16 protein-coding genes and 1 pseudogene are annotated in these 21,039 nt (G+C 46.6%); 9 read left to right on the top strand and 8 right to left on the bottom strand.

Features of this window, described 5'->3' with window-relative positions; all coding sequences use genetic code 11:
• Window positions 1-13: 13 nt before the first annotated feature.
• The gene (locus OX890_RS20765) at window positions 14-349 is read right to left on the bottom strand and encodes an FKBP-type peptidyl-prolyl cis-trans isomerase (protein WP_011845636.1); all 336 of its coding nucleotides are present in this window, start codon (window positions 347-349) and stop codon (window positions 14-16) included.
• A 238-nt stretch (window positions 350-587) separates the two neighbouring features.
• Between OX890_RS20765 and trxC the strand changes: the two genes are divergently transcribed.
• Window positions 588-1,010, top strand: a complete 423-nt coding sequence (gene trxC, locus OX890_RS20770) for a thioredoxin TrxC (protein ID WP_268650635.1) — start codon at window positions 588-590, stop codon at window positions 1,008-1,010.
• An 81-nt stretch (window positions 1,011-1,091) separates the two neighbouring features.
• On the opposite strand, the gene OX890_RS20775 is transcribed toward trxC, so the two are convergent.
• A complete protein-coding gene (locus OX890_RS20775; protein ID WP_268649859.1) occupies window positions 1,092-2,492 on the bottom strand; it encodes a DASS family sodium-coupled anion symporter in 1,401 nt (466 codons plus the stop codon).
• 610 nt (window positions 2,493-3,102) lie between these two features.
• On the opposite strand from OX890_RS20775, the gene OX890_RS20780 reads away from it, so the two are divergent.
• The 3 genes from OX890_RS20780 to OX890_RS20790 all read left to right on the top strand — a co-directional run bounded on the left by OX890_RS20780 (window position 3,103) and on the right by OX890_RS20790 (window position 6,482).
• The gene (locus OX890_RS20780; protein WP_268649860.1) at window positions 3,103-4,269 is read left to right on the top strand and encodes an MFS transporter; all 1,167 of its coding nucleotides are present in this window, start codon (window positions 3,103-3,105) and stop codon (window positions 4,267-4,269) included.
• A gap of 333 nt (window positions 4,270-4,602) precedes the next feature.
• Complete coding sequence (locus OX890_RS20785) at window positions 4,603-5,304, top strand: pseudouridine synthase (RefSeq protein ID WP_268649862.1); 702 nt, start codon at window positions 4,603-4,605, stop codon at window positions 5,302-5,304.
• 290 nt (window positions 5,305-5,594) lie between these two features.
• Window positions 5,595-6,482: a prohibitin family protein gene (locus tag OX890_RS20790; protein ID WP_006079914.1), complete on the top strand. Its 888-nt coding sequence runs from the start codon at window positions 5,595-5,597 to the stop codon at window positions 6,480-6,482.
• Between the two features lie 114 nt (window positions 6,483-6,596).
• On the opposite strand, the gene OX890_RS20795 is transcribed toward OX890_RS20790, so the two are convergent.
• A complete protein-coding gene (locus OX890_RS20795; protein WP_268649864.1) occupies window positions 6,597-8,114 on the bottom strand; it encodes an SO_0444 family Cu/Zn efflux transporter in 1,518 nt (505 codons plus the stop codon).
• 2 nt (window positions 8,115-8,116) lie between these two features.
• Window positions 8,117-8,647: a Zn(2+)-responsive transcriptional regulator gene (gene zntR / locus OX890_RS20800; protein WP_268649865.1), complete on the bottom strand. Its 531-nt coding sequence runs from the start codon at window positions 8,645-8,647 to the stop codon at window positions 8,117-8,119.
• 352 nt (window positions 8,648-8,999) lie between these two features.
• Here zntR and purH point away from each other — a divergent pair, with 352 nt between their 5' ends.
• The 3 genes from purH (at window position 9,000) to OX890_RS20815 (ending at window position 12,519) form a co-directional block, all read left to right on the top strand.
• Window positions 9,000-10,598 (top strand): bifunctional phosphoribosylaminoimidazolecarboxamide formyltransferase/IMP cyclohydrolase, encoded by a 1,599-nt coding sequence (gene purH / locus OX890_RS20805; protein WP_012090362.1) that lies wholly within the window; start codon window positions 9,000-9,002, stop codon window positions 10,596-10,598.
• A gap of 131 nt (window positions 10,599-10,729) precedes the next feature.
• The gene (gene purD, locus OX890_RS20810) at window positions 10,730-12,028 is read left to right on the top strand and encodes a phosphoribosylamine--glycine ligase (protein ID WP_006084345.1); all 1,299 of its coding nucleotides are present in this window, start codon (window positions 10,730-10,732) and stop codon (window positions 12,026-12,028) included.
• Window positions 12,029-12,291: 263 nt separating this feature from the next.
• A complete protein-coding gene (locus OX890_RS20815) occupies window positions 12,292-12,519 on the top strand; it encodes a hypothetical protein (protein ID WP_006079908.1) in 228 nt (75 codons plus the stop codon).
• An 18-nt stretch (window positions 12,520-12,537) separates the two neighbouring features.
• Here the strand turns inward: OX890_RS20815 and OX890_RS20820 are convergent, their stop codons facing one another.
• The 3 genes from OX890_RS20820 to hemE form a co-directional block, all read right to left on the bottom strand.
• Window positions 12,538-13,341 carry an SDR family oxidoreductase gene (locus OX890_RS20820; protein WP_268649866.1) on the bottom strand — a complete coding sequence of 268 codons (804 nt, stop codon included), beginning with the start codon at window positions 13,339-13,341 and terminating at the stop codon, window positions 12,538-12,540.
• A gap of 75 nt (window positions 13,342-13,416) precedes the next feature.
• Window positions 13,417-15,996, bottom strand: a complete 2,580-nt coding sequence (locus OX890_RS20825) for a putative bifunctional diguanylate cyclase/phosphodiesterase (protein WP_268649867.1) — start codon at window positions 15,994-15,996, stop codon at window positions 13,417-13,419.
• Window positions 15,997-16,412: 416 nt separating this feature from the next.
• On the bottom strand, window positions 16,413-17,477 hold the full coding sequence (hemE, locus tag OX890_RS20830; protein WP_063884476.1) for a uroporphyrinogen decarboxylase: 1,065 nt from the start codon (window positions 17,475-17,477) through the stop codon (window positions 16,413-16,415).
• Window positions 17,478-17,934: 457 nt separating this feature from the next.
• Here hemE and OX890_RS20835 point away from each other — a divergent pair, with 457 nt between their 5' ends.
• Window positions 17,935-18,414, top strand: coding sequence for an Rsd/AlgQ family anti-sigma factor (locus OX890_RS20835; RefSeq protein WP_006079903.1), 480 nt, complete (start codon window positions 17,935-17,937; stop codon window positions 18,412-18,414).
• Window positions 18,415-18,876: 462 nt separating this feature from the next.
• Here the strand turns inward: OX890_RS20835 and OX890_RS20840 are convergent.
• Window positions 18,877-19,711, bottom strand: a pseudogene (locus OX890_RS20840) (IS630 family transposase); the annotation flags it as partial.
• Between the two features lie 75 nt (window positions 19,712-19,786).
• On the opposite strand from OX890_RS20840, the gene OX890_RS20845 reads away from it, so the two are divergent.
• A protein-coding gene (locus OX890_RS20845) for an IS3-like element ISSba5 family transposase (RefSeq protein WP_086012240.1) occupies window positions 19,787-20,964 on the top strand; the annotation gives its coding sequence in 2 pieces (ribosomal slippage) (window positions 19,787-20,045 and window positions 20,045-20,964; 1,179 coding nt in all).
• Window positions 20,965-21,039 lie beyond the last annotated feature (75 nt).

A 21,039-nucleotide genomic window follows, 5' to 3' on the forward strand; every position in this document is an offset into this window, starting at 1 on the left:
TATTTTTCCTTAATTAGTCTCGGGTCAGCACTTCTAATAGCTCAATTTCGAAGGTCAAATCCGAATTGGGTTTAATATGCGCGCCCACTTGGCGCTCGCCATAGGCTAAATGAGCTGGCACTAACAACTTACGTTTGCCACCGACTTTCATCCCCATAATGCCTTGGTCCCAGCCTTTAATCACACGGCCAGTGCCAATTACACATTGAAACGCCTGACCGCGATCATAGGATGAATCGAATTGGGTGCCATCCTGCAAAAAACCACGGTATTGGGTGGTGATCAGCGCGCCTTTTACCGCTTCTTTTCCTTCGCCCACTTGCAGATCGATTACTTCTAACTCAGTCATTTCTTCACTCTCTTTTCTTTTCGTACTTAATAAATTGCGCGATATTCAACTTTGTGCAGGATTTTATCACCGACGACCACGCTTGTCGGCGCTATTGCCACATTTCTGCGGCTCGGTTCACTGCTTTATCTTTGATAATAAGGTCACCATGGGCGAGATAATCATCACTCAGCCTTTAAATAACCGTCCGTTAGCCCAATATATTAGCCGTATAGACGTTTTATTTTGGAGCTTTGCCATGATTATTGCCTGCCCCCATTGCGATACGTTAAACCGCGTTCCCGATGAGCGTGTAAACCAGCAACCCACTTGCGGTAAATGTAAGCTCAATGTATTTACGGCTGCGCCGATTGAACTCACTAGCGCAAACTTTGCCAACCATGCTAATAAATCTGAGCTTCTCCTAGTCGTTGATTTTTGGGCCAGCTGGTGTGGCCCCTGTAAAAGTTTTGCCCCGGTATTTTCCGCGGCGGCTAAGACGTGGGAGCCGCAATTTCGCTTCGGTAAAATCAACACAGAAGAACAGCAAGCCCTCGCGGCGCAATTTAATATTCGCTCGATTCCCACTCTTATGATTTTCAAGCAAGGGAAAATACTCGCACAGCAAGCGGGCGCTTTACCTCAGTCAGCCTTAAATCAATGGTTAAAAAGCCATAGTTAACCGCAGATAACTTTTTCGCACCCATAAAAATACCCAGACTAGCTGGGTATTTTGTTTTACGTGGGTCTCAATCTACTGACATCAGATATCCCAAAAAACATGGGCGATAATGCCTAGCACTATCATGCTGATAAAGTTGATGATCATACCTACTCGCACCATTTCCGATTGCTTGATATGGCCAGAACCATAAACGATCGCATTGGGCGGCGTCGCCACTGGCAGCATAAAGGCGCAGGATGCGGCAATACCAATCAGCACAGATAACATCACAGGCGATACGCCTAACGCCTCGGCAATTGCAGCAAATACAGGCACTAACAGTGCGGCGCTGGCGGTGTTACTGGCAAACTCGGTCAGCATCACCACAAAGGCAATCACTGCAAAGACGAACAACGACATGTGCGTACTGCCGAAAATATCTGTCATCCAGTGGGCTAAAAACACGCTAGTACCTGTGGTTTTCAGCACTGCGCTTAGCGTTAAACCGCCGCCAAACAGTATTAGTACGCCCCAATCTGTGGTCGATTCAATCTTCTTCCAACCGACTAAGCCTAAGCCCGCGAGCAAAACAACCGCGCCTAACGCTACTATGGTATCGAACTGAGTGATGCCACCTAATGCCTTGGCTAATGGCACACTGAAAATCCAGCAACATACTGTCGCGAGGAAGATAAACAGGGTGAATTTACCTTGGAACGTCAGCTTCTGCGCTTCAAGTTGCACATCGAACTTGGCAGAAAGATCCGGCTTAAAATACCAATACAAGGCAATCAACATTAACGGCAACATGAGGATAACGGTCGGAATACCAAACTTGAGCCAGTCACTAAAACTCAAGCCAACTTGCGCCGCAGCAATCGCATTCGGTGGACTGCCCACTAAAGTACCGATACCGCCTATGTTGGCCGAATAGGCAATCCCGAGCAGTAAAAACACATAAGTACTGTGATATTTTTCGCGGTCTAGTTGCTGCAAAATCCCGAGTGCCAATGGCAACATCATCGCCGTGGTGGCGGTATTACTGATCCACATAGAAAGCAGCGCAGTTACCCCAAACAGCATAAAGCAAGCGATACTGAGTTTGCCCTTAGAGGCTAACAACAGCTTTTGTGCGATTAAGGTATCAATCTTTTGATGGTGCAAGGCCGCAGCCAGAACGAAGCCACCGAAGAATAAATAAATGATGGGATTAGCAAAGCTACTCATTGCTTCCTTGGTTTCAAACACCCCAAAGAATACCGCGAGTATAGGCACGAGAATCGCAGTGATACTGATGTGGATCGCTTCGGTCAACCAAAGAATGCCAGCGAAAACCAGAATCGCCAGACCCGTATTCACCCCTTGTTCAAAGGGTAAGCCGTAATAGAGTGCAAATAACAGCACAATATCCGCCGCTAGGATCAGCATTTTCTTTTTATCGAGCCCCTCGCTGACGGGAGCTTTGTGAGGTGGAACAGTACTTGGATCTGTTGATGACATGGTTACAACCTTAATACCATTTTATTTTGACGCAAATTTAGGGCATAGATCACACTTGGCAAAGCGGTTTATTTTGTAATTTTATCACCCAGCAACAACATTTATTGCTGAGGCAGCGCGCAGAAATAGCCGATCCGCGACAATAATCACCAAATTCTGATCGACACCTTTGTTTTTAATTTTCAAACGAGCAAAGATCGAACAAAACCTTACCCATGCTGTAATTTTATTAATGTTTAAAACTGCGATATAGATCACGCTATGCTTTCTACCAAGGTGATAAACAGCCAGTTCATCATACCTTCTTATTATTTGCAGGATTCGGTATGAGCCTCCAAATTTGGTACTAAATTGAATGTGTTTGGCGCTAAATCGAAAATAGCTCTCGTTGAACGGGCACTAAAACAGCAATGCAGTGAAACCACGCGTTCAACACAAACCTATTGCAACAAAGCAACATAGAAAACCCAATATCTACATGAATAATAAACACAAATATTATTCACCACCACAGTCAATCTAACTCACTTTACCCTGTCAGCGATCCAGCCTAAAGTCGCGACCGCAACCCTGCCTAGCGTATAATATTTGTCTGTTTTCGGAACCGCCCGTGGAAAAAATTGCCTTAACTCAGTCGGCTCAAAAGCCCAGTCTTTTCGTCCCCGTCGCAGGGTTAAGTTTGTTTGCTTTGGCATCTGGCTACTTGATGAGCTTAATCCCACTGTCACTCACTTTTTTCGAACTCAGCACTTCACTTGCCCCATTACTTGCCAGTATTTTTTATTTAGGTTTGCTGCTCGGAGCGCCTTGTATTGCTCCCATTGTTTCCCGTATCGGTCACAGTAAAGCCTTTATCCTTTTTTTGAATATCCTACTTTGCAGCGTTGTCGCTATGATATTAATCCCCAAAAGTGGCGTCTGGTTAGCTTCTCGACTCGTCGCGGGATTTGCGGTTGCAGGGATTTTTGTGGTGGTTGAATCATGGCTATTAATGGCCGATACCCAAAAGCAACGCGCTAAGCGGCTTGGGCTTTACATGACAGCGCTTTATGGCGGTACTGCCATAGGACAATTAGCCATAGATTATTTAGGTACAAAGGGCAATCTACCTTACCTAGTGGTTATGGGATTATTAGCCGCGGCAAGTTTACCTGCGTTATTGGTAAAACGCGGTCAACCTCAGATAAGCGAACAACAGTCAATGTCATTGTCTGCGCTAAAAAACCTAAGTCAGCCTGCCATTATGGGATGCTTAGTCTCTGGATTATTGCTCGGCCCTATCTATGGTTTACTGCCCATTTATGTGGCACTGGATATGGGGCTTGATCAGCAAACAGGACAATTTATGGCCCTCATCATAGTGGGTGGCATGCTAGTACAGCCTTTAGTCAGTTATTTATCTCCTATATTTAACAAAAGTGGCTTGATAGTGAGCTTTAGCCTACTGGGCGTCGCGGCATTATTGCTACTCAGTCAGCATTCAAGTATGACGCTGATTATTGGATTTCTATTACTTGGCGCCAGCGCTTTTGCCCTTTACCCGATTGCAATCAGTCTGGCTTGTGACAACTTGCCTGCTAGCCAAATGGTTTCAGTGGCGCAAGTGATGCTGCTGAGCTATTCGGTGGGGTCAGTGATAGGGCCATTAGTTGCCAGCAGCTTTGGCCAAACGGAGTTCGGCTTACTCATTTATTTAGGCATATGCTGTATTCTGAGCAGTATTTACATTTTTGCTCAATTGCTTATTAACACTAAGCCCAGTTTTTCTTCGCCTTAACAGGCCCCATAAAACACCTTGCACTGCTACTTAATAGACAGCTACTTAATTGGAAGCGACTTAATAGACAGGCACTTAATAGGCAGGCACTCAATAAGCCGCCACTTAATGAACCGCATGTTCATCGAGTGGCTCAAATAGAAACACCTGCGCTAAAATCAACACAAATAGAGCTGCAAGATGATTATCAAAGGTCATTAAGCTAGAAAATATAATAAAATCAACACGCTTAGTTTTAACATTTATACAGAGCAGTTGCTTATCCTTCCTAAGTCGCGATAATGCTGCTTACTCGAACACCCGTGCTCACTGCTCAGCCTGAGATCTTTCACTATGCGCCTCGATAAATTCCTCTGTAAAAGCACAGATCTTGATCGTGATGCCGTAAGTGTCGCCATTCTTAGCGGCTCAGTCACAATCAATGGCGCTATCGCGACAGACTGCGCGATGCAAGTGCATGAAAATAATGCCGTCTGCCTGAATGAAAAGCCGCTAGTGCCACGTCCATCCCGCTATTTCATGTTGCACAAACCCGCCGATACCTTGTGTTCGAATGTAGATGGCGCCTACCCTTCGCTGTTTCATCTGCTCGATATTGAGCGTGCATTTGACCTACACATCGTTGGCCGCTTAGATGCCGATACCACGGGCTTAGTGCTACTCACAGACGATGGCCGCTGGTCGTTTAATATTATCTCGCCTCAATATCAGTGCGAAAAAGTCTATCGTGTCCAACTGCGAGATCCACTCGAGAGCGAAGCAACTGCAGCCATAGCCGCAACGTTTGCCGCAGGGCTGCAATTACAGGGCGAAACCGCCCTCACTCTACCGGCAACACTGCAGCAAGTGGATGACAAAACCGTGCTACTGACACTCACTGAAGGCAAGTTTCATCAAGTCAAAAGGATGTTCGCCGCCGTGGGCAATAAAGTGATTGCCCTGCACAGGGCACAAATTGGTGCAGTTACCTTAGATGTGGACGTCGGAGAATGGCGCGAGTTAACCTTAGCCGAGATAGCCTCCTTCACTGCCTAAGCTGTTATAAAAAAAATTTCCAGCGATCATTTCAGTGTTGTTCATTCAATCATTCCTACTATGTCATACCTACAAACAGCCTTGAGCTGGTTACTGAATTCCATCACTAAGGCGCTGCGAATACATCACAGATCTTGCCACATACCTAGTTATCGAATTGTTGCCACCACTTCACCATTCAGTTACATTGCTTTTTAAAACACAGCTCACTTAGCCGCCTTTTTGAAGGCTAATCGAGCACCAATCCTGACTCACGCTTTATCGATACTGTTACCAGCAAAGGAAGCTAAATGATTAAAAATGAACTCAATCTACCGAGCTCAATCGGCCTCAGCAAGATTATTCCCATCGTTATTCTGTTAATCCTCTTTATTTCTTTATTTGGCAGTTGGTATACGGTTGACCAAGGTGAACGTGGCGTACTGCTGCGTAACGGTAAAGTTATCGGAACTGCAGAACCTGGGCTCGGGTTTAAAATCCCACTGATAGACACTGTGGTGAAGATTTCAACCCAAACGCACACCACCAGTTATACCTCGCTGCAAGCCTATAGCCGCGATCAACAACCCGCGACACTTAACGCATCGGTGACGTTTAGCGTACCGCCAGACCGCGTCGAAGAAGTGTATGCTAACTTCAAAAGTATCGATGCCATGGTCACGCGCCTGCTCGACAGGCAAGTGCCGACTCAGGTTGAAAACATCTTCGGTAAATACACGGCGATTTCAGTGGTGCAAGAGCGGATCAAATTCGGTATTGATGTGACCAGCGCGATCACTAACTCGATCAAAGGTCCGGTGGAAATCAACTCAGTGCAGATTGAGAATATCGACTTTTCCAACGCCTATGAAAAATCCGTCGAAGACAGAATGCGCGCCGAAGTCGAAGTGCAGACTCAACTGCAGAATCTAGAAAAAGAACGCGTCAGCGCGCAAATCGCCGTCACCCAAGCGCAAGCACAGGCCGACTCGCAATTGGCCCGCGCCAAGGCTGAAGCCGAAAGTATTCGTATCAAAGGTGATGCAGAAGCCTCTGCGATTAAGAGCCGCGCCGAAGCGCTGGCACAAAATCAAAACTTAGTTGAATTAACCAAAGCGGAAAAGTGGGACGGCAAACTACCGACGACCATGCTGCCGACAGGCACCCTGCCCTTTATCGATGTAAAAAAAGGCAACTAAGCTTAGGTTTAGCCCGAGCAAAAGCATAAATCGACAATAAAAATCCCAGTGTTAGCCCTAACACTGGGATTTTTCGTTATTCGCTCGATAATTACTGAGCGGAATATGAGCCGATTAAGAACAGCAATCGTTGCGGCGGATCCAGCTTCGAGGAATTTTTTCAAACACTACTTTTGCCATGAGTAACGCCAGCACTATGCCAGAGGTTGCCACTAGCCACTGAGGTAACATTTGGTGCTGCTCACCAATCTGTGGCATCACCACAAAGCCAAAGCTATCCACCAGATAATTGACCAATATGCCCGCGACTAAGGCCACGCCAATCACGCCGCCCAGGTATCCCCACAACGCACGTTTACCTAACTCTTTAGCAACCACACCTAAGGTGGCGATATTAGTCGCAGGGCCAGCCATCATAAACACTAAAACGGCCCCCGGTGACACACCCGCCAGCAATAATCCGGCAGCAATCGGTGTCGATGCCGTCGCGCAGATATACATAGGCACAGAGACCAACACCATCACTAACATGGCTAAGATACCGTCGCCCCATTGCGCCAAAAAGTCTGCGGGAACATAGGTTTGTACCAGTGCTGCGAAGAATAAACCCACCAGCAGCCACAAGGTAGTGTCACGCACTAAATCCGTTGCCGCATATTTAAGACCAATACCGACACGGCTTAATACGGATTGCGACTTTAACTCAGTCGCCATATCTTGGGTCGAGGCGCAGCAGCTATCCGCTTCAGCTTGGGTTTGAGAATCATGGGCATGGGCACTGTGATCATGTGTTTCAGACTCGGCTTTGTTTGAAGTGCCGCAACAGGCGCCCTTTTTTACCACAAGGATTTTCTCAGGGGTGACAGATTCAGCTGCTTTACTAGCGCAGCATGAAGCTGTTTTCTCAGCTTTTATCACACCGACGTTCGCAACACTGCCGCCATGAGCCGTCATTAAGCTCGGCGCGGTGGTCATTAAGCTAGACGTTGCAGCCACAGGCGTCATTTTGATCGCACTCTTAGGCTCAGTCTTCTGCTCACTATGACTTTCAGTGCTGCAGCAGGATGCAGCCGCTTTAACAGGCGCTAAAGTTGGCTCTTTAGTTGATGAGCAACAGCTTTTAACCGGTTCAGCTTTAATAGCTTGGGACTGAGTCGCCGATTTCGACGCACAGCAGGCCGCCACGGGTGCGTCGCTAGCTGACTTAGACTCTGATTTAACCGCAGGCTTGCCATCGTCGTCATCGCGGCCAACGAGTAAGCCAGCCACAATCGCACTGGTAATCGCAGCAATCGGTCTGACGATCGCCATAAAGGGGCCGAGTAACACGTAGGAAACGGCGATTGAATCGACGCCTGTTTCTGGCGTCGACACTAAAAAGGAGGTAGTTGCCGCTTTAGAGGCTCCTGAACGGCGTAACCCTACCGCCGCAGGAATCACGCCACAAGAACACAAAGGTAAAGGTGCACCGAGCAACGCCGCCTTCACCACAGTTTTAAAACCGTGACCGCCGAGCTGCTTTTGCATCCACACCATTGGTACGAATACTTTTAATAGCCCAGCCAGGATCAGGCCCAATAATAACCAAGGCGCCGAGTCTAAAAACAGATCGATAAAATTCTTCAGTAACATAATTAATTCCCTGACTCATCATGGATTGTTTTGCTGTGAGTATGCTGGTGCGACTCATTTTGATGTGCTTTGTGCTGATGCGTTTCGTGCTGATTTCCATCGTGAGAATGATGCTCAACGCGTACCCGCTCAGTACTGGATTCCAACGCCTCTAAAATCGAGCAATGTTCGGCGCTGCGCGGCCCGCCACAACAGGCATCGGACAGACTTTGTAAACTGGTTTGAAAATGATTCAGCTCGGCGATTTTGGCCTGCACTTGGGCCAATTTAATATCGACCATACCCTTCACATCGGCGCAGACGCGATTAGATTTATCAAGTTCGATTGAAAGCAATTCACTGATTTCATTGAGGGTAAAACCCACGGCCTTCGCCCGTAAGATAAAACGCAGTCGCGCGGCATCGGCCTCGGTATACACTCGATAGCCTGACTCGGTACGGCTCGACGGCGCGAGCAGACCGTGCTTCTCGTAGAATCTCAACGTGTCGGCTTTCACCTCACACAAATCCGCCAGTTCACCAATACGATACATGTCTTCATCCTTTGCGAAATCGCGCCCAACTCAGGGGGAGTTTCCAGCATACAACTCAATAATGCGAGTATAAACCTTGGAGCCTACTCTAAGGTCAAGGGGTAATTCATACTTTACATAAAGTCGGCCGAGTCACGTCACTTTGTTCTGATATGAATATTGTGAAATCACGCAGAAAAAACACCCGTAAATGCAGTTTTACGTTAGAATACGCGCGCCGTGATGAAGGGATAAAAAGTTAGCTAATAAAGTAAAAATAGGACCAAGGGACTTTTGGAAAGCGGTGCAGCGCTAAGGCTGTTCTGTTTTCCGAAAGATCCTTGAAACTAAAATAACTGGACCCTGTACCCAAATGACTGCTGCAAATAATGCCAGACCCATTCGTCGCGCGCTGTTAAGCGTTTCAGATAAAACCGGAATTCTCGAGTTCGCCAAAGCACTTCACGCCCAAGGTGTGGAGCTGTTATCAACTGGCGGCACCGCTCGCCTGTTAGCGGATAACGGCGTGCCTGTTATCGAAGTATCTGATTACACAGGACACCCTGAGATCATGGACGGTCGCGTTAAGACGCTGCACCCTAAAGTGCACGGCGGCATTTTGGCGCGCCGCGGTCTTGATGAAAGCGTTATGGCCGACAACAATATCAATGCCATCGATCTGGTTGCGGTTAACCTTTATCCTTTCGCTGAAACTGTGGCTAAAGCCGGTTGTACCTTAGAAGACGCTATCGAAAATATCGATATTGGCGGCCCAACTATGGTGCGCGCAGCGGCAAAAAACCACAAAGACGTCACCATAGTCGTTAATGCCGCCGATTACTCACGCGTACTGGCAGAAATGACGGCTAACAATGGCAGCACGACCCATGCGACGCGTTTCGACTTAGCGATTGCGGCCTTTGAGCACACCGCAGGTTACGATGGCATGATCGCCAACTACTTCGGTACTATGGTTCCTGCACACAGCACGGACGAATGCTTTGCTGACTCTAAGTTCCCACGCACGTTCAATACGCAATTAGTGAAGAAGCAAGACTTACGCTATGGTGAAAACAGCCATCAAGCGGCGGCTTTCTATGTCGACACGAAAATTGATGAAGCCTCTGTGGCGACGGCAATTCAGTTGCAAGGCAAAGCATTGTCTTACAACAACATTGCTGATACCGACGCCGCTCTTGAGTGCGTAAAAGAATTCTTGGAACCCGCCTGCGTTATCGTTAAACACGCTAACCCATGTGGTGTGGCCTTAGGTAAAGACTTGCTCGATGCCTATAACCGCGCTTATCAAACTGATCCAACATCAGCCTTCGGTGGCATTATCGCCTTCAACGGCGAGTTAGATGCTGCGACGGCGAGCGCTATCGTTGAGCGTCAATTCGTTGAAGTGATTATCGCCCCAAGCGTCAGCCAAGCGGCACGCGATGTGGTGGCGAAAAAGACCAACGTGCGTTTATTGGAATGTGGTCAGTGGAACACTAAGACCCAAACCTTAGACTACAAACGCGTTAATGGCGGCTTGTTAGTACAAGATCGCGACCAAGGCATGGTAGGTTTAGAAGACATCAAAGTGGTTTCTAAACGTCAACCAACTGCAAGCGAACTGAAAGACTTAATGTTCTGCTGGAAAGTGGCGAAATTCGTTAAATCTAACGCCATCGTTTATGCCAAAGACGGCATGACTATCGGTGTCGGCGCAGGCCAAATGAGCCGCGTTTACAGCGCTAAAATCGCTGGCATCAAAGCCGCCGACGAAGGTTTAGAAGTAGTGAACTCTGTAATGGCATCCGATGCTTTCTTCCCCTTCCGTGACGGTATCGATGCCGCAGCGGCTGCGGGCATTAGCTGCATCATCCAACCCGGTGGCTCAATGCGCGATGCAGAAATCATCGCCGCAGCAGACGAGCACGGCATGGCCATGGTGATGACGGGCATGCGCCACTTCCGTCACTAATCGCCACTAAGCAGCCAGCACTCAATCAGTACTGGCTGCTTTTTTGTTTTACCACTCTTTGTTTTACCGCACTCTGGTTTAGTGCCACAGTGTGCCTACACAGAACATAAAACTCTAAGGGATGACTTAACATGAAAGTATTAGTTATTGGTGGCGGCGGTCGCGAACATGCCCTAGCGTGGAAAGCTGCACAATCGGCTCAAGTTGAAACTGTCTATGTTGCGCCAGGCAATGCGGGCACAGCCCTAGAACCTAATGTTGAAAATCTGGCGATCAGCGCCACTGACATTCCTGCTCTGCTCGATTTTGCAAAAACCAACAAAATTGAACTGACTATAGTCGGCCCAGAAGCGCCATTAGTGATGGGCGTAGTTGATGCATTCAACGCCGCAGGTTTACCGATTTTTGGCCCAACTAAGGCGGCAGCTCAGCTCGAAGGTTCAAAAGCCTTCACTAAGGACTTTTTAGCCCGTCACAATATTCCAACTGCGGGTTACAAAAACTGCACTGAAATCAGCGACGCTAAAGCCTTCGTGCGTGAATTAACGGCCACAACAGGTTATCCAGTGGTCATCAAAGCCGACGGTTTAGCCGCAGGTAAAGGCGTGATTATCGCCCAAGACCAAGCTGAAGCCGATGCTGCGATTGATGACATGCTCGCTGGTAACAAGTTTGGCGATGCGGGTTCACGCGTGGTCATTGAAGAATTCCTTAAAGGCGAAGAAGCCAGCTTCATCGTAATGGTCGATGGCAAAAACATTCTGCCAATGGCGACCAGCCAAGATCATAAAGCCCGCGATAACGGCGACTATGGTCCAAACACGGGCGGCATGGGTGCTTACTCGCCTGCTCCTGTAGTGACTCAAGCGGTACACGATTGGACTGTGGCAAACGTGATTCGCCCAACGGTTGATGGCATGGCGGCAGAAGGCAATGTCTACACAGGCTTTTTATATGCTGGCTTGATGATTTCTCCCGATGGCAGCGCCAAAGTGCTTGAGTACAACTGCCGCTTCGGCGATCCAGAAACTCAGCCAATCATGATGCGGTTAAAGTCAGACTTAGTGGAACTGTGTTTAGCCGCCACCCGTGGCGAGTTAGATAAAGTGACAGCAGAATACGACGAGCGCGCAGCCGTGGGCGTGGTATTAGCCGCTGGCGGTTACCCAGATGAGTATCGCAAGTTTGATGTGATTGACGGTCTCAGCCTTGGTGATAACAATGGCAAAGTGTTCCATGCGGGCACTGAGATGAAAGACGGCCACGTAGTCACCAACGGCGGTCGCGTACTCTGCGCCACTGCACTGGGTAACACAGTGACCGAAGCGCAAAAAGCCGCCTATAAATTGGTTGATGAAATCCACTGGGATGATGTGTATTTCCGTACCGATATTGGCTACCGCGCGATTGCACGTGAACAGCAAGACTAATTGCTAGGCGCGTTAAAAAACCGGCCAGAAGCCGGTTTTTTTGTGCCTGAATTTCTGCGGAATTGAAATGTAATCCTTATTATCTTAGCGATTGTAGCGATTGATTACTTACTATAACAACTATCGTCGACCAATAGGCCTAGCTCGATAAAGGTTAATTTTTACCATAAGAATGTGACCTAAAGCACATACCTAGGCTCAGATGACGTGCACCATTTAACTTCTTATATTTTTAACAATCATGAAATTAATGAGGTAAATATATGGGCTATTCGATAAAAGATCTTATTTATCAAGGCGAAAAATCAGGTGTGCATAACTGGGGAACGCTAGAAGGAAAGAGTTTTTACTGGCATCCAGATTGGTTTCATATTGCAGAGGATATGACAGGTCATATGGCCACTGCCACTATCGACAAACAAGGAGAAAAAGCAACGCAAAGCGAGGCTGAACAGTCAATCATTAAGCATCTCAATAAGAGTGGTAAATAGCTTGTAGTGGCAAAGATTCTAGTGCCCGGAGGCGATTGCCCTGCGGGCAATTTTGTCGATTAAACCTGGCGCGATAAGCTTAAGCCAACGCCCCAAACGACCGCGAAGTGAAGTGATAAGTTGTCGGCCTCGAGTCGCAATCACAGGTAACATCATATTGGCGCATTGCTCGGCCGTCAGTATCTTAGCTTCTTGCATCGGTGACTTGCCTAAAGGATTACCCGCACCATCAAGGGCGCGTTTGTGAATTTGTGACACCACAAAATCGGGGCAAATTACCGTCACCGCCACATTATCGTCCGCGAGCTCAATCCGCAGTGAATCGAAAAAGCCAATCACGGCATGTTTAGATGCAGCATAACCGCTACGAGTGGGTACGCCTGTTAATCCAGCGACGGAGGCCACAACGACCACTTGGCCCTTACTGGCCTTTAAATGGGGTAAAGCGGCATGGGTCAAATACGCAGGCCCAAGATAATTCACCCGCATAATGTCTTCAAGTACAGACAGTTGAGTAAGCTCATCGAACCGTGACCACATGGTCATGCCGGCATTATTAATTAAAATATCGAGATGTCCGTAATGCGCGACCGTGGCTTCAATTAAGGCTTCGCACTGTTCAGCACGAGAAACATCGGCAGCGAATACAAAGGGAGGTAAACCATAATTAGCGATTTCTAAGGCGAGTGAGGAGAGACGTGTTTCATTGCGCGCACTGATCACGAGCTGGCAGCCCATTCGCGCCATTGCCACAGCGAGTGCCCGACCAATACCTTCTGAGGCACCCGTGATGATCACGACCTTGCCAGTGAGTCCATCCATAGTCATTCCTTTGTTATTGCTATGTTAATTATGCCTTTGGCTAAATTGGCATAATCACGCTAAAAGCGCAATCCTTCACGCGCGTTGTGCAAGCCTCATCTCATATTGTTCACGATAATTAGCTAAGGGTTGTGGGCGCCCTATTGCATAACCTTGCGCGTAGTTAATGCCGATGCTCAATAATCTGTCGATAATATCCTGATTTTCAACAAACTCGGCCACGGTCTCGATCCCCATGACGCGACATACATCTTGAATCGATTTAACGATGGCGTAGTCTTTGGCGTTCACGGCAAGATTCTTAATAAAACAGCCATCGATTTTGACATAATCGACAGGTAATTCACGCAGATAGCCGTAAGAGGCGAAACCACTGCCAAAATCATCCAAGGCAAACGAGAAACCGAGCTTACGTAACTGCTTCAACATTTCCATACCACGATTGCGATTTTGGATCGCGGTGGTTTCAGTAATTTCAAAGCAAATACATTGACTTGGAATATCAAAAATATGCTGCTGCTGGGCGATATATTCCACCATACCTTCGGCGCCTAAACTATTGCCCGAAAGGTTGATCGAAATACAGTGATCAGGCCAAAGCACCGGGTGCAAAGATAACCATAAAAAGGCTTTGCGGATCACTTCTTTATCTATGTCAGGCATCAGCTTAAAGCGTTCAGCCGCGGCAATAAACTGCGCAGGCGCCAAAATACGGCCACAGGGTTCTTGAATTCGCAGCAGGATTTCCATGCGTTGTCGCTGCGGACCACTGCCTAACCCACGGATCGGTTGGTAATACAGAATTAGCTCGTTTTCTTCAATCGCCTGCGCGATACGTACCGCCCACTTAGGCGCATTTCTCTGGTAAGTGAGCTCTTTATCTTTATCATCGTAAAAATGAATTTGATTGGCGCCCTTAGCTTTAGCGGCTATACATGCAATGTCCGCGTCTTTCAATAATTCTTGGGCATCAATATAGGGCGCACGACCAAAGGCGACACCTATGCTGAGGCCGACTTTATAGTTACAGTTTTTGTCATTCAGCACTTGCAGCGAGACTTGTGCGATCATTTGTTTGAGTAATTGCGCCACAGATAAAGCACTGCGATTACAAATCACTAAACCGAACTCATCGCCACCAAGGCGCGCCAACAGCTCCTGTGGCCCAAGACAAGCCTGCATAGCCTTAGCCACCATAGCGAGCATACGATCGCCTGCAGTATGGCCACAGCTGTCGTTAATCAACTTGAATTGCTCTAAATCGAGATAACAAACCGCGATGGTTTTAGCTGAGGCGGCAAATTGAGGAAGCTGTTCATCAAACGCCTGACGATTTAGCAGCCCAGTAATGCTGTCGAAATTGGCTCTTTTTTGGAGTTGGCGCTTAAGTAACTCTTCTTGAGTGATATCCCGCAATACCACGACAGTGCCGACAATAACTTTATCGTGATTACGTAAATTACTAATGCTACGTTCCATAATCCGCGGTGTAGCGGTCAATAACTTGATTTTCTCGACCTGTGGTGATGACTCGCCAAGACGAATACAAGTGAAGACCGCCTGATTCAACTGATCGCCAGCCTTTAACAGGCTCGCAAGGCTCTGATCTAGGGCATAACAACTGGCGACATCCAGAAGCGACTCGGCCCGCGGATTCATATAAATCACTTTGGCATCGACGTCGGTTAAAATCACCGCCTCTGCAATAGATTCTAAGGTGATTTTCGCGCGCTCTTTCTGCTGATAAATTCTGGCCAGCAAGCTATTAACGCGGCTGGCAAGCACTTCTAATTCCTCATTACCCTCACTGGTGACAGGTTGATAGACACTGGACATAGGATCGACCAGCGCCAATTGCCGCATCAAGTTTTTAAAGGGTTTGAGTAAACCAGAGCGCAGCCAAATATAGCCAAGGCCAACGATAAATACGCCAAATAGAATAAATCCGAGCGATACCCAATCGAGCTTAAACTTAACCTCTTGGAACGGGCCCTCGGAGAACTGCACTTGCAGGTAAACAGGTTTTTCTTTTAACAGGCTGGGTATTTCAATGGTGTCACTATGAACGCCCTCAACACTTGCCGTGACAGCGTTAGAATGACTCATAGTCACTTTAGTCACCAATAAGGCCTGCGCATACTCTAGTAAGTCATTGTTGGTCAACTGGCGCACTAGCAGCACAGACTCATTAGGCGCAGAAGCCACGGCGGTGATGACATAAGTCTGCTCACCAATCAAATAAGCGCCTGCCACACTGGGTTTATTAGCATTGATGATAGCGCTGGCGATTTCCTGCAGCTTATCAGAGGCAAAAGGATGTGCATTGGGGAAAAAAGTGTGCAGCTCGCCTTGGCGTAAAATATACCAACTGATGTTAGCCGACATAGAACTGTCGTGCCACGAGGATTCTAGTTTCTTAAGTTGCTCTTCATCTAACTGCGACAAAGGTAAAGCGTAGATATTCGTGAGAAAGGTTAAGCGATCGACATCAATTTGAAACTGCTGTTGGATATTAGCAAGCTCACGGTTAGCACTGTCTTGGCGCAATAGCTCGACGCGATGGTCGTACCAACACCCAAGACAATAGGAGACAATTACCACCGCAGGGAGACAAAAGCCTGCAATAAATACCATTATTTTCTTGCCAATGTGCATCTCTTACCACGGCTTGTTATGACTAAATTGATTGACGGCCTTGCATAATCCTTCACTGCGCCATGCAACATATCTCATTTGCGAATAGTATTAAACATCGCTTAGCTTTAGTCGTTGCTAAAGTAGACATTTTCATGCAATCAAATCAATTTTATACCTTTGATTTAAAAATAAAATTTATAAAATAAACGATTATGAATTTTACTTTTTATCAAGATAATTCACACATAATCAGAATGTGAATACAGGGTGCCCAAGTTGTTATCAAAATGTAAGACTCATTAAGCTCGCAGACGATAGAAACCACCACATACGCTCATCCATAAAGATACCTTCGCCAGAAGCTCCAACGCTTTCAAACCCAAATGTCAGAAATAAAACAGGCCCGCAAGCGGGCCTGTTTCGCAAACCAAAAATTACTTATGGTATTGCTTTGATTGCGCATGAACCGCCTTGATAAAGGCGCCAGCATGCTCTGGATCGACATGCTGATGGATGCCATGACCTAAGTTAAATACATGACCAGTACCCTCACCATAACCCGCTAGGATATGGCCCACTTCTTCTTCAATACGTGGAATAGGTGCATATAACATTGAAGGGTCCATGTTGCCTTGCAATGCAACTTTATGGCCTACACGGCGACGGGCATCGGCAATGTCTACCGTCCAATCCAAACCTAACGCATCACAGCCAGTTTCTGCCATCGCTTCTAACCACAAACCACCACCTTTAGTGAACAGCGTCACTGGCACTTTGCGGCCATCGGCAAAACGTGTCAGACCATCGACAATCTTCTGCATATAACGCAAAGAAAACTCACGGTAAGCAGAGTGTGATAACGCGCCGCCCCATGAGTCAAAAATCATTAGTGATTGTGCACCATTAGCCACTTGAGCATTCAGGTATAAGATCACTGAATCGGCTAATTTATCTAACAGCATGTGTAATGCCATTGGCTCAGCGTAAGCCATCTTCTTAATTTTTTCGAAAGTTTTGCTCGAGCCGCCTTCAACCATATAAGTCGCTAGGGTCCAAGGTGAACCAGAAAAGCCAATTAACGGCACTGCGCCATTCAGTTCACGGCGAATAGTGCTAACGGCTTTCATCACATAACCCAGCTCATCTTCTGGATCTGGAATTGAGAGCTTTTTGATCGCATCGATAGTGTCTGTAGGGCGCTCGAAACGTGGGCCTTCACCCGCCTCAAAATACAAACCTAAACCCATAGCATCAGGCACAGTTAAAATATCGGAAAACAAAATCGCCGCATCAAGATCATATCGGCGTAAAGGTTGCAGCGTGACTTCACAGGCAAGCTCGTGGTTTTTACACAAAGACATAAAGTCACCCGCTTGTGCGCGCGTGGCTTTATATTCAGGAAGATAACGGCCAGCTTGACGCATCATCCACACAGGGGTCACATCGACTGGCTCTTTTAGTAGGGCGCGTAAATAACGATCATTCTTTAATTCTGCCATTGGGCTTGGTTCCTAGTCTTATTGAGATCCGCTGGGTCGGTAGTTTAGCATTTACGCGAATAATGTAACCTTTATGTGCTAATTTATGTGAGCTATTCCCCATCGCTGGCGTCGATTTGACCACATAAACCGGAAAATGTTATCCAGATAACATACTGCTCATTTATTCGTAACGAAGTCACACTCAGACAGAAAAAAGTTGCGCCGGTTCCCAGCCTTTGGTATAAAAAGTCTGCGCTAGCAAGAACAATCAAGAAGCTCGTCGCATCGAGCCTGCTATAAACTTTACTCGCCCAACGATAGGTTTCTATCGTTGGGCTTTTTATTTGCATTTTTTGATGCAAAACAGCTGGTTTGTCCATTTCGTCATTCACGCAAATTCGCATGAAAAGAGTTGATCGATTAGCGACTTGTCCCTACATTAGAGTTATGTGCTGGCACTTAAATGGAATGCATCATGCTGAGAGAACTCGAAAAAGCAGAACAGAAATGGGGCGGTTCAAATAAGCTTATTGATCAATGGCTAAAAAACCGTCGAAAACTGTTAGTGCATTACTGCCAAATTGCCGGACTTCCGCCTTACGGTAAATCAGAAAAATCGCTGCCCTCGTTCGAACACGTTAAATCTTTCTGTGACTTATTAGTCGACTATGTGTCTGAAGGCCATTTTGAAGTCTATGACAGAGTCGTTAATGCCTGTAGTGAGTATGGCGAATCGAGCAAAACGCTCGCGCAACAAGTATTGCCAAAGATCACTCCAACCACGAATGCGGCATTAGACTTCAACGATAAATATGCGGAAACCCAAGACGATCTCGTTTTATATCAACTCGATAAAGATTTATCTGAGCTTGCCCATAACATGGAAACTCGCTTCGAGCTCGAAGATGAACTACTCGAAGTACTCCACCGTAAGCATTCAGAACACACCCAGTAAGCCTCAATCAATTCAAGCGCACTTTGTTGTATCCTGTGCGCTTATCTTGTCGCCAATACTTATAACAGCCGTAAAATACCCACACAAACTCACGATTGATGACTCACAATCTGTCAGCGGTGAAATGCTTGCTCAAATAATTAAACATAGAATACCTATATGTCAGCTAATGATCACATGAGTACGCTATATGCCTCTGTTAAGCGTGACACCACCTAGTGAGTAGATGGCTAAGGCAGCTCTGTAATTAGCTACATAAGCTGGTAATACAGAAAGATACAATGAGCATCCGCGGCGCTATGCCCCCTAAGCACAAGATCTCAATAACTCGTCACCGTTCTTATACCTGACCGAACAAAATCCCTTTCAGTAAATATTCCAGTTATGCCGATATGGAGCACATCATGACAACGTGTGTATAAAACATGTTTATCGAAGACTTATAGCAACTACATTAATTATTCAGATTGCCCATTGTCTAGTACACAATTCTTTCACTCTTACTTTCTTCTCAATGAAGATATTCCATGCGCGAGAACACAGCTCGACAATGTCGCCATAGCCACTAAAACAACGATTGGCTAACACATTTTGACGCAGCCATTGCCATACATGCTCTATTGGATTCAACTCCGGTGAATAAGGAGGCAACTTGAGGAGGGTGAGATTATCAAAGTCATCGGTCAAATCCTGTTGATGCCAGCCTGCGCCGTCCATGATGACCAGTGCGTGGCGTCCGAATGGTGTTGCGGTTGAGATCAGCTTTAAATGCTCGTACATATATTCGCGATTGGCATGAGGAGCAATAATCGCTTGTGTCGCCCCTGTTGCCGGACACACTGCACCATATAAATACGCAGATTCAAATTGTTACTGTTTGACTGCCCGTGGACGAGTGCCTTTCTTCACCCAAATACGGGTGATTGTATTCTGTTGGCCAAATCGGGCTTCATCTTGAAACCAAACACCAATGCGATCCTTAACATGCCCAGGCGTGTTAAGGATCGTTGCCATCAGGAAGTTTTTTAAAAGCCTCTTATACGGCTTCAGATTGTTTGGTGTGGCGAGAGCGAGTGGTAATCCATGAAAAGCCGAGTTGATGTAGCAAACGGTAGATATTCGCTTGCTTGAACGTCACGCCAAATTCAGTCTGGATAACATGGCCGACATCCTTGACCATCAACCTACCACCTTGTTCAGATAGGCTTTGGTGCTGCACGAACATTTTGAGCTTAGCTTGTTGTTCTGTGGATAATGTCGCAGGAAGACCCGGATTGGGCGTATCGTCTAGACCACTCTGTAGTGGCACACTAATTTTGGCCACCTAAATAGAGGTGATATTATTGCCTCATAGATGACCTTAGGTGAACACATGAGATCGACAACCAGAAAAACATTTAGTGCTGAATTCAAACTTGAAGCAGCCCAATTAGTCCTCGATAAAAACCATAGCATCATCGAAGCTGCAAAGGCGATGAACGTAGGTAAGTCCACTATGGATAAATGGGTGAGACAGTTAAAACTAGAACGCCAGGGTGGCACACCAAAAGCATCTCCGATTACCCCAGAACAAATTGAAATCCGTGAACTGAAGAAACAAATAGCGCGTCTTGAGGAGCATAATCTAATCCTAAAAAAGGCTACCGCTCTCTTGATGTCAGACTCGATGAACAATTTACGCTGATCAGCGCACTCAAGCAGAGCCACTCTATTCTCACAATTTGTAATGCATTCAAAGTGCATCGAAGTAGCTATAAATATTGGCTAAAAAGAAAAGAACATATCGATGCTGATTTTACAATTTTATGCAGTGAAGTGAAGGCCGCGCATCGTATTAGTCATGGCTCTGCCGGTGCTCGAACGATAGCGCAATTAGTGACTAACAAAGGGATCTGTCTCAGTCGTTATCGAGCCCGTAATCTAATGAAAAAGCTTGGGTTATTGAGCTGTCAGCAGCCTAAACATTCTTATAGGAAAGCTGCACAAGAGCATGTAGCGATCCCGAATACGCTTAATCGACAGTTTGCCGTAACTCAACCAGATCAAGTGTGGTGTGGCGATGTGACGTATGTTTGGGTCGGTAATCGTTGGGCATATTTAGCGGTTGTTCTAGACCTGTTTTCCCGTAAACCTGTTGGGTGGGCTTTGTCATTATCACCTGACAGCGAGCTGACCTGTAAAGCCTTGAAAATGGCATTTGAGTTAAGGGGGAAACCTGAGAATGTGATTTATCACAGCGATCAAGGTTCACATTACACAAGCTTGAAATTCAGACAATTAATATGGCGTCTTCAGATTGAGCAAAGTATGAGTCGCCGCGGGAATTGTTGGGATAACGCACCAATGGAGCGTTTCTTTAGAAGTTTGAAATCTGAGTGGATACCCGCCAGTGGTTATGGGAATTTTACAGAAGCAGATAAAGAGATCACAAATTACATCACTGGATATTACAGTGAGACCAGACCCCATCAATATAATGGTGGGTTAACGCCAAATGAGTCAGAACGTTTATATTGGAATGACTCTAAAACCGTGGCCAATTTTACTTGACCACTACACTCAAACCTTGAGCTAAATAGGTGGATATCCATAGATTGACACTGGTTCTACTGACCTTGAGCATGC

This window comes from Shewanella sp. DAU305 (assembly GCF_026802235.1).
GTDB classification, from domain to species: domain Bacteria; phylum Pseudomonadota; class Gammaproteobacteria; order Enterobacterales; family Shewanellaceae; genus Shewanella; species Shewanella baltica.